The organism is Methanohalophilus levihalophilus (assembly GCF_017874375.1).
GTDB classification, from domain to species: Archaea; Halobacteriota; Methanosarcinia; order Methanosarcinales; family Methanosarcinaceae; genus Methanohalophilus; species Methanohalophilus levihalophilus.
Genome location: NZ_JAGGLK010000002.1, coordinates 160,785 through 171,281, shown reverse-complemented (window position 1 = coordinate 171,281; position 10,497 = coordinate 160,785). Strand labels below are relative to the sequence as shown.

Sequence of the window (10,497 nt, the reverse complement as noted above, 5' to 3'; positions counted from 1 at the left end):
ACACTTTTCCTTAATTTTCTTTCGTGCCTGTTTAACAGTTTTGATCCAACAGGACACAATAATAATTGTCAAAAAAGCCTAAACTATTCATTTAGTATAATCGCTAGAGAAAGCAACCTTCTTTTTTAATTGATTCTCTGGAAAGTTATTGCTGGAAATCCTGAACCCTTTTCAATCTTGTCTGGATGTCTTCAAGTTCGCTCTTTATGGTTCCGATACTAATGTCCTCACCCTCCAGAGCATCCATAAAGTTAATGCCTTCCTCTTCCACAACACGGACTTCACTTTTCAGCGATTCAATCAGGTTATCGCTGCCATCTCCGAAAGCAACTTGCACATCATCAGCATTGAATCCGAATCCATCCATATCCTCATCTGAAGAAGGTGAATCGGGACTTCCAAAGTCAAGACCTCCAAGATCTCCTCCCAAATCCCCGCCAAGATCATCTCCGAATGACATGTCCCCAAACGACATATCATCATCGGAAAATGCACCATCAAGAGAAATATCATCTGAGCCCTGATCTGCGGAGGGCAAACTGTCCGGAGGAGCAACCGGAGAACTCAAGCCCCCTCCTGGAACACTATCGACTTTAATTGCAGATGAACCAAAGCCATCAGAAAATGAGCCCTCTGAAGGAAGTGCAGCAGAACTTAGATCATCAGACAGCATATCGTCGGAAGACATCCCGTCAAAAGACAAATCCGGAGAAGGTATGTCTCCAAATGACATGTCATCGGAAGGGTCTACATCCCCTGGCTCAAATCCAAATCCAAAATCATCGGAATCAATTTCAAAATCACTATCTAAGGATGCACCCGCATCCATGGAAGGAGCTGGAGCTTCTTCAATTGGGGCAAAACCTGCGTCATCAGGAGTTATACTGCTTGCAGTTGCCATTTCGGAAAGTATATCATCTCCAAAATCCAGTTCACTTTGCTTGGCCTCAAGGATATCATCCAGATTCAAACCCCCTTCACCGCTCATTTCTACTGTGGGAGCAGCTTCTGGAGCAGCTACAGGTGCTGCTTCTTTAGCCGGGCCTCCGAAGTTTGTGAGATTGGGAGGTGAAGTTAGATTCAGTGACTTCATTTTTTCTTTCAGAATGCCTAAAATTGTCTGGATTTTCTCAGTGTCTACCTGAGGAAGTGTCAGTTTTATTTTCTTCGCCTTATCAGTATTATTTGAAGATTCATCTGAAACCTCGCTTAAAGCCTCACCCTGGGCCTCTGAATCGGAGTTTCGTTTCTTGTAGTAGAAAATACCTATAGCCAAAGCTGCAAAAATAATTCCTATCAGTATTATGGAACTTAACTCTAAGACCACGTTCAGACACCTCCTTCGAATATCATGTCAAATGCGAAAATCGAATCAACCAATGGTGGTACGATAATCATCATTATTCCGGAAAGTATGAAAAATATTGCCCCGTAGAATACATTAAGGTAAATTGGACCTCCCTTTACAATATTTACCGCAAAAATATTTGCCAGCGAAAGGACAATTATTACAACCACAACATATTGTCCCAATAATTCAACTGGAACTCCCCCGAATATGCCCAGGTTCATACCTCCCACACCTCCGGGAATACTATTCATTTGTTGACCATTAATATCAAACTGTTCAAACAGGTTTGAAATAACGGTTGTGAAAATTGTCAGAATCTGTCCTATAAAGAGAAGAAGGGAAACCATCGCAATGTGCAGAGGTACAACGAGGAATGTAAACGCTGAGGAAATACGATCCCTTTTCATCCTCAAAAGCACAATTTCAAGGTTAGCTGAACTTACAAGCTCACCAACCGTCTCTGCATCTCCACCCAGATCAACTGAGTCAACAAAAACACTTGTTAGCTTATGAATCAGATAGCTTCCGGATTCCCCGATGAACCTATCCCAGCTAAGGCGAGGATCAAGGCCTGAAGCAAGTTTCTTGTATAGCTCCTTGCTTATACCTTTGAGCTCTCCAAGATTCTTAGGATCAATTTTAGTCAGTGCGGCGGGAATTGTCAATCCGGAACCACTTACAATGGATCCGAGACTCTGGATGAAGGTTGTATAGCTCTCATCTCTCTTGTTCACCTTGGTAATATCCCGGTGGGCCATGATTCCCACAGGAACCATTATCAATCCTGCCAGAACCATACCAACCCCTTTGATATCAATGGGAAATTCAGCATTTGGAGCAAAAAATGCAGGAATCAGCGTAAGGAGTACGACTACCATAGCAGCCAATAAAAGCGTAATTTTAAACCATTTCTTGATGAAAACCTGTTCCTCGGATTTTATCGGCAGATTATGAACCGTCGAATCCACAGGAACCCCTTTGAAAAGCATCCCTACACCGGAAAATGACATGAGAGATATTGCAAATGCCGTACCATACAATGTTTCCTTCGGATCCCCGACACTGTAGATAATAACGGAAAGCAGGACGATGATGGATACAAGGGATGTTGACACAAGCAATGCCGTGTATGCATTTGACCACTCTTTTGTGGTTTCAAGCTGTCTCTCGAATTCATCCTTCCTTTTTGTTTTGTACAATTTCCATTCCTTGCGAAGGAAATCGGTATCCGGTTCACCCGCAGAAATTGCATTTGAGAACCTGTTGAAGAGCTCCTCCAGCCTGTCATTGGTTACCTTTCGGGAAACAAGTTCACATGCTCCTGCATAATCGTAATGCCAATTCTGGGAAAGATCCTTAACGTTCCTGAAATAGTGACTCGGGCAGTATTCCTTCTTTTCAGAAACATTTTCGAATATCTTATCCCTGCTCACATTTGCAGTTGATATGGAAGCCATGTATGTAAGTGAAAAAAGCAGATCATTACTCATGTAAAGCTCACGCTTGTAACGACGATATCTGCGGCCAAGCTGGTTGGAAGCCGACTTAAAGAGCTTTCCGTTTCCCAGCATTTCTTTCACATCTGGCTTGTCCATATGATCACCTGCAAATCAGAAGTCAACCTTCAACATACCGTGTTTTGTAATCTTTGCAGTGGTATCGAAGAATTCATAGAAATTCTTAATTCCTTCCTTGTGAAGCCTCTCGAGGATGCGTGCGCGTTTATCTATTTCATTATAGATAGCAATTTTTTTGTTGGCCGGTATTCCAAGCCTTGTTGCTATTTTTTGCTCCAGCAGGAATGAACTTCCCCATGCGCTGAAAACAAAATTATCAGTAACAGGATCCCAGGAGAAAGCTTCCACAAATGAAACTCCCCCACGGTCGGGGTCATATCCGACTATTTCATTGACACTAAGTACTCTTCTCACAACCTTTCCATCAGGTCTTCTGACCGCGGACTGTATTAAAACAAAATTCAGGTTGTCAATATAAGTTTTAGGAATATTAATTGGATCAGCAGTCAGCCTCTGGATCAGCTTCTCGACAGTCGCTGCGTGGAAAGTTGATGTTACGGGGTGACCTGTCTGCATAGCCTGGAAAGCTACATTACCTTCAACACCTCGTATTTCACCCACCAGAATATAGTTAGGCCTTTGTCTCAATGCTGCTTTCAGGAGATCGAACATTGTTACATCTGAACCGCTTCCTTCTCCCGTAGCTCCGGATCCTCTTGTACTACCACGAGTCATCTCACGGGTCCAGTTCTTGTGGGGAACCTGCAATTCCGGAGTATCTTCAATGGTTACTATTTTTGAATCCGGGGATATGAAACAGGTAATCCCATTCAAAGTCGTAGTTTTTCCACTTGCAGTCTCACCACAAATGAAACCACTCATTCCTTCAGAAAGCAAAAGCCACAGATATGCCGCAATCTGGTAGTCCATTGTACCGCTTTCGATGACCTGCAGGATACTAAATGGAACTTCATTAAACTTCCTTATAGTGAAGTTACTTCCGTTTTTACTGATATCGTTACCATAAACAATATTGATCCTTGACCCATCCGGCAACGTTGAGTCCACAATCGGATCCTTGAAAGTAATTGGCTTTCCGATTCTTTCCGCAAGACGTATGATGAACTGGTTAATGGTATCAGTTTCGATAAATTCAATTACACTTCTCAGGCCATCAAACACCTTGTGTTCAATAAATATCGGACCCAGACCATTGCAGGTAATATCTTCGATATGCTTATCGTTAATATAGGGATCAAGAACACCTAATCCCACTTTATCCCTGAGAAGGGAATACTTCAATGCTTCATACTGCTCTTTTTTAAGATAGATGTGATCGTCTTCTTTGCCTTCCTTCTTGGGAAGATATTTTGACACACCCAGCTTTTGAAAAATTGGAGAAGAAACATCAATTATCTTTTTTGAACCGATTACACAGATGTCATCAAGAGACTCAATAAGAATCCTCTTTTTCTCTTCCATGTCCTCAGGATCAAAATCAATTCCTGTAAGATAGTCAACAAGCTTGATTTCAAGCTCTTTCAGGAGGCTTCCGACACCTGTAAGAAGGATAGGTTCGATAGGGATGTAGAAGTTCCTGACATCATTTTTATTTGGATAGATGTGAACGTAAATCTTGTCGTTCACTTTGTAAATCAGGTTTGGACTGGGAATGTCCCCGTGTTTTGACTCAAGATTAGAAACATATCGTGGAATTCCAATTGTATCAATGGGAAGAATATGCAGGTATTCAAGAAGATGAAGATTCTGCTGGACCTCTTCCTGCAACTCGGGAGGTAGCAACCTGTAAAGACTGCATTTGTTCAGGTCCGAGTGATCATGGTTATCATATTTTTTTGGTTTGAATGGGAAACTCGCGCCAACCCCGGCTTTGAATTTGGGGTTTATGTCCCCTCCCATTGAATCTTCAACTATTTCCATAATAACCACGTTTTTTATAATCAGTAGCCGGTTAAGTCTTGGCCGATGATATTGGAATGATTCTCAATCCAAACCCAGGCTGGACTTCGAAACTGACAATATTACCGGTACTCTTCTTTGCGCCTCTTATTTTTGAGACTTCCATCACGCTTACATACCTGTCAGCAAGTTGCTCCTTCCTCAGGAAAAGATGACAGTCACATGCAGAGCGAACTCTCACGAGAGTATCTTCCTTGAAAGCATGCTGGTGAAGGGTGATGAAAATGGTATGACCTTTATCACAAAGGTTTTTCAGGCTGGTAAGGAATCCAAGGATATTGTCCTCACCAGTATATGTTGTAAACATAGTAAGTGAATCGATGATAGCTACTTTCTCTTTTCTGCTTTTGATGTGATCAGTAACAAGATTCAAGGTACCTTTCATTTGATCCTGTGACCAGTCAACGCCCTCAAGGTGGACGGGGAAAATACGGAAATACCCCCAGCTGTAAAACTCAGACACATCCAGACTCAGGCTTTCCATCTGCATAAGAAGGCTTTTTATTGTGTTTTCAGTTGTATAGTAGGCAATCCTATGCAACTGGTTTAGACCACCATAGATCATTTGCTGGCAGAGAACGCTTTTTCCAGTATCGTTTTCACCCTCAATTAAGATGAGGGAACCCAATGGAATACCTTCTCCAAGCTTTTTATCAATTTCATCCTTTCCACTTGAGATAATCTTTGATTTATCCATCTCAGTCACCTACTGTGTGTTCTGCAGAGGAAAGAATTCCGTTTGAAGTGGATACTTTTATAATTGCATGTTCCCCGGCAACAAATGTCTGGTTTATCTCAACATCCATTGTTTCAAGGGGATCGAGAATTCCAGGGTTTATTGTGTCGTTCTGGAAACTCATTGTCCAGTCATCACTATCCAGATAAGATGCGGATCCGTTTTTAACAACAATGACATCCCACAATTCAAAATTACTCAGTTTTGTTTCCCCGGTATTCTCGACTGTGAAGAAAATATGGCTGCTTGTATCATTGTACCATATAGATGGAATATCAATATCAGTGTGAATTCTATCAAATGCTACGTTATTGATTTCACTATATCCTTCATAAGCAGAATCTATAAGGTTTGTTGCACCGATTGCGAAAGTGTTTGCTACAAGGATTATGGTTGTAACAACAAAGAATGCTACAATTATAGTATCGAAACCCATAATATCACTTTGAGAAAATATCTGAATCGGAAACTCCGTTATAGAGTACAAAGTTGATATTGTATGTATCACTTGGAAGACTGCTAAGCTCAATATTGGCCATTATGGTTTCTCCGGAATCCCATGTATTGCCTCCTCCGTTCTCAAGAGTATAATCCCATGTCGGAGTGGAATTATCCTGAAAATTTGGATGCCAGTAGACCGAAGATGAAGTGATGAAGAAATCACTCATGGATAGGTGAGAGAGAGGAATCCTCGAGGAACCTACGTTTTTGATCCATACGGAGATATTATCCCCCTGGCTTGAGATGAATATTATGTCCATATCGGTTGTTACCTCGACTTCCATATCGTCTGCTAAAGAATTATACGAGTATGCCATCCCCTGAACTGAAGGAAGAATGGCATTTACAAAAGCAACAACTGCAATGACACTTGCAATTACAAGCAACGCTGAAGTTATCACTTCGTTTGACATGAATTACCTCTCTCACATTCATTGAGCATGAAATCCAGGACTTTGGAATCAAGACTTGAATCCCCAGGGTTTAGTACGGTATAAAGCCGATACAAATCCAGAACTGCAGAGTCAAGATTGTTGTCCTTTGAAAGGATAGATGCAATCTTAAGGATAATTTGCTTTATGTCATCTGTGAAATAACCTAATAATGAAAATACATCAACTAGTTCTTCGATGGTTTCGTAATCATATTTACTAACCATCTCTTTGCTCCATACAATGGTCTTATAAAAGGACATCGGATCAAATAATTCCAGATTAGGAATGTTTGGAACCTGTTGAAGAGGATCAGTTATTCCTGCCGGTACATCCATTTTTGGCTGGGTCTCCAGCTTTTCTTCTATTTGGATAGCCGCCGGTTCAACTTCAGCGGCCTCTTCTTCCTCAACCTGGGGAGTGGCAGGTGAAGCAGGGGGCATTAAAGCGCCCTCTGCTGCCATGTTAGCAAGGCCCTGAATGTTCTGGAAAGGGTTTTCGAGCACATTCATAGTCTCCCTTATATCAATAAGAAGAGTTTTGATTGCGCCTTTGACTTCGGAAACTTCAGCTTCCAGTCTGGCAACTTTTGACTCTATGGTGTCTTCTTCTGCACTCGCCACCATTGAGTCAATCATATCCTGATCGAAAGCTGCTGCATCGCTCATATTATCACCTAAACCTTCTACAGTCGTAGACAAAAAGGTAATGGTACTTACCGATCAATGGGCCATGCCCATTTCCTTAAAAAGGACTGATCAATAGAGTGTCATTACTCCATCTATCTGGGCAGGTACGGATCTCTCAAGTGTGTATGATGCTCCATCTGGCGGTTTTATCTCAACCTGGAATTTCTCGTTAACACCCAAGTTGTATGAGCTGAGATCAAGGGTTATCTCAAACTTCTCATATTTCTCAATCAGGTAATCTGAGTCACCGTTGAACGCATTGGTACGGGTCAGTTGCGCATCGTCTATTGTATAGGAGTCATGGTTAGACTGATCTGTATAGGTGACCAGTGTCTTATTGAGATCAACTGCATGCCCACCAGCTGTCAACTGCAGGAAAAGTGTGAGGTTTGCAACTGTATCCGAAGTTGTATTTCCTGTAGCAATAACATCACCTGTTAATTCAATGCTACTACTTGCCTGCTCGACACCTGTGTGAACGACTTCCTGACTCTTTTGGGTTGTGTAAAAACCTGCACCAAGCATGACGTAGCTAAAGACAGCGGCTACGACCACAAATGCAATCAAGACAATGGCAGCTTCAAGACCGGTGAAGGCTCTAGTATCATTTGATAGTTTTTTCATTGGAATCATAAAATCACCTCAGTATACAGTATAATAGGAATCTGCGGAGATTTCCGGAGGCATTGTCCTTGACAGGGCCAAAACAGCTCCCTCTGGTGGTTTGACTTCTATCTTAATGACTTCATTCATTGTTGGCTTGGACGTGATGCCGGAAGTAGCTGTGAAATTAACAACCACCTGATATTTCTCGCCTGCTTCCACAAGATTGTCAGGAGTTCCTTCGTCTGTTATTTCACCGGTGTATGACCAGTTACAATTGGATACGAAGTCACTTGTATCTGCATATGTAATCAACGTTTTATCAAGATCTACAGGTGCTCCACCTGCGGTGCTTGTAACATAGAATGTCAACGTGCTGGCATTATCACCATCAGAATCTCCTTTAATTATCACATCTCCGGATATTCCGATGCTGCTGCTTGCCTGCTGGACACCTGTGTGAACGACTTCCTGGCTCTTCTGGGTTGTGTAGAAACCCGCACCGAGCATGACGTAACTAAAGACGGCTGCCACGACTACGAATGCAATCAAGACAATGGCAGCTTCCAGACCTGTAAAGGCCGAATCATTTTTTTGGATTTTGCTAAACATGTACTTTTTCACCTCAAATGTTTTGGGGTTATAATGATGATGATGATGGTGATGATATTTATACCTTCCCCACACTTCACAAAAAGGACCTACAAAATAGTGCAAAATAACACATAGTTCGAGTGAAAATTAATAATTTTAATAAATAAATTTTTGATGCGAGTAATTCCACTTTTTGTTGAGTAATTAGATAATATTGTTAAGAGTCTCAGCTAGAGTGCTTATCGGTAGAAATGCACAGCTTTTGCTTAAGCATGCCAGTTAAAAATAGATTTTATGAAAATACGCATCTTGTTAACCCAATAATACAGCATTAGTGAGAACTGCAAAACACGAAATTTTTCAGCTGCTACTAAAAAGAAAGAATGGCACTATTAATAGGAGGACTCTCTTAGCAGCCTTTTTTTGCATTATTTTTATATAATATTATTTTGCTATATGTTTATAAAGCCGTTTGCCTCAGCAAATTCAGCGTGAAAGCCATGGCAGGGATCAGCGACCGATTTAAGGACCTCAGTACAAAACTTTTCAAAAAAAGTGGCTCTTCTGTTACAGATAGTGCATCTGGAGGGGAAGATCCTTTTGGTGAAAATAACTTTGGCGATCCAGATTCACCGTTTGAAGGTGACCCATTCAATGATACTCTGGATGATACAGCTGAAGATAATGAGCGAGAAGAGCAGAATAATTTTTTAGAAGAAACAAGCCAGAGAATGGATGCTCTTGACAGTCGTATTTCCAAAATCGATGTTGTTATATCAATGGTCCAAAAAGAGAATCAGGAAGTCAAGGAAACTGTTGAGAAAATTGACCAGAGCGTCCTTGATTTGCTTTCCCTTTATGAAATTGTATCCAATCAGGTTAATCCATTCGTTGGCGATGACCCTACAAGTAAAGCAGTCATCGAACGTTTTGATCAAAATGAGAAACGCATTGGAGAGCTGACAACCCTCGCTAAAATGCTTAAAAGCGAAATTGAAGGATTTGAACATCGCGAAGTTGCAACTGAACTTTCCGCTGAAGCAAAGCAGCAATTTGAAGACATCGAACAAAAAATGGAAGTCTTCGCCGATGCCATGATTAATCTCCACGAAAAGATAGAAGATCTTAATTCAACGCTTGCAGATATAGCAAACAGATCTGAGCAGCTGGAAACAAGCATGAAAGGGTGGGAAAAAAAGGCTGAAAACACCACTCTTACTGCTGTGAGGAAAAAAACCGTGGATAAAGCCCAAGGGTCCTCCCAACCATCTGCTTCTGATGAAGAAATCGAAGAGAATGAAAGTGATGAAAAACTACCTCTACTGATGCTGGCTTCTATCAAGAAAAATCCTATGAACATCGTTGTGCTTCTTAACTGGATAGAATTTCTGATGGAGAGGGTCGGGAGAAATAACCTGATGGACGCACTTGACTATTATGTGGACATTGGATGGGTGAGTGAAGAAGTCAGATCCGAAATAATGGCATACGCCAGAGGTATTGATTATTACGTAGAAAAACCAACCTGGAGGCTTCTTCCTGAAGACCACACCAAATCCCTTCTTTTCATTGAAAGACTGCGTGGAAAGAAGATAGATAAGAACCAGTTGAGTACTATCGACAGGGAAATGGCAAAGGTCAAGCACGGGCTGGAGGAGCTTTATGGGATTTGAAGTTGCCATTGTAGTTGCTATTTTTCTTGTGTCCGGCCTGGTTCTGGGAAGTTCTTACTATGGAGCAATCCATACAGCAGATGAAGTCGTTGAAGATGCACGTGCGGATTATTATACCCTCCAGCAGGAAAAATTACAAACTTCCCTTGCAATTGGCGACATACAAAGAATGGGAAGCGATAGTTCACATAGCCTTCTAATTGATGTCACCAATGATGGAAGTATATCCACCAACGGAGAGATTGTCAATCTGATCATTGATGGGGAACTGGTTTCAGCATCCTATTTATCTCCATATGAAATAATATTACCCGGCGAAACGGTCAGTTTTCTCGTGGATGACCTTTCAGGAAATCCTCACAAAATCAAGATTGTTTCCGAAAGCGGTGTTAGTACTTATGGCAATTATAGCAACTAAAATA

General features: G+C 41.4%; 11 protein-coding genes. 2 read left to right on the top strand and 9 right to left on the bottom strand.

The genetic code is table 11. The features are described 5' to 3' along the window. Positions 1 to 145: 145 nt before the first annotated feature. The 9 genes from J2755_RS04465 to J2755_RS04425 all read right to left on the bottom strand — a co-directional run bounded on the left by J2755_RS04465 (position 146) and on the right by J2755_RS04425 (position 8,420). Positions 146 to 1,327 (bottom strand): hypothetical protein, encoded by a 1,182-nt coding sequence (locus J2755_RS04465; protein WP_209680409.1) that lies wholly within the window; start codon positions 1,325 to 1,327, stop codon positions 146 to 148. Positions 1,328 to 1,329: 2 nt separating this feature from the next. After that, entirely contained in the window at positions 1,330 to 2,946 is a 1,617-nt protein-coding gene (flaJ, locus tag J2755_RS04460) for an archaellar assembly protein FlaJ (protein WP_209680407.1), read from the bottom strand. Between the two features lie 15 nt (positions 2,947 to 2,961). Beyond that, positions 2,962 to 4,809, bottom strand: coding sequence for a type II/IV secretion system ATPase subunit (locus tag J2755_RS04455; RefSeq protein WP_209680405.1), 1,848 nt, complete (start codon positions 4,807 to 4,809; stop codon positions 2,962 to 2,964). 31 nt (positions 4,810 to 4,840) lie between these two features. After that, the gene (locus J2755_RS04450) at positions 4,841 to 5,545 is read right to left on the bottom strand and encodes an ATPase domain-containing protein (RefSeq protein ID WP_245312701.1); all 705 of its coding nucleotides are present in this window, start codon (positions 5,543 to 5,545) and stop codon (positions 4,841 to 4,843) included. A gap of 1 nt (position 5,546) precedes the next feature. Beyond that, positions 5,547 to 6,020, bottom strand: a complete 474-nt coding sequence (locus J2755_RS04445) for a flagellar protein FlaF (protein WP_209680401.1) — start codon at positions 6,018 to 6,020, stop codon at positions 5,547 to 5,549. A gap of 4 nt (positions 6,021 to 6,024) precedes the next feature. Next, entirely contained in the window at positions 6,025 to 6,498 is a 474-nt protein-coding gene (locus tag J2755_RS04440; protein WP_209680399.1) for a hypothetical protein, read from the bottom strand. Beyond that, on the bottom strand, positions 6,483 to 7,184 hold the full coding sequence (locus tag J2755_RS04435) for a hypothetical protein (RefSeq protein WP_209680398.1): 702 nt from the start codon (positions 7,182 to 7,184) through the stop codon (positions 6,483 to 6,485). Before J2755_RS04435 ends, J2755_RS04440 begins: the two co-directional genes overlap by 16 nt. A 90-nt stretch (positions 7,185 to 7,274) precedes the next feature. Further along, the gene (locus J2755_RS04430; protein WP_245312699.1) at positions 7,275 to 7,838 is read right to left on the bottom strand and encodes an archaellin/type IV pilin N-terminal domain-containing protein; all 564 of its coding nucleotides are present in this window, start codon (positions 7,836 to 7,838) and stop codon (positions 7,275 to 7,277) included. 9 nt (positions 7,839 to 7,847) lie between these two features. Beyond that, positions 7,848 to 8,420: an archaellin/type IV pilin N-terminal domain-containing protein gene (locus J2755_RS04425; protein WP_209680396.1), complete on the bottom strand. Its 573-nt coding sequence runs from the start codon at positions 8,418 to 8,420 to the stop codon at positions 7,848 to 7,850. A 431-nt stretch (positions 8,421 to 8,851) separates the two neighbouring features. On the opposite strand from J2755_RS04425, the gene J2755_RS04420 reads away from it, so the two are divergent. Then, positions 8,852 to 10,075, top strand: coding sequence for a FlaD/FlaE family flagellar protein (locus tag J2755_RS04420; RefSeq protein ID WP_245312697.1), 1,224 nt, complete (start codon positions 8,852 to 8,854; stop codon positions 10,073 to 10,075). Further along, positions 10,065 to 10,493, top strand: coding sequence for a hypothetical protein (locus J2755_RS04415; RefSeq protein ID WP_209680394.1), 429 nt, complete (start codon positions 10,065 to 10,067; stop codon positions 10,491 to 10,493). The genes J2755_RS04420 and J2755_RS04415 overlap by 11 nt, the downstream gene beginning before the upstream one ends. Positions 10,494 to 10,497: the final 4 nt, after the last annotated feature.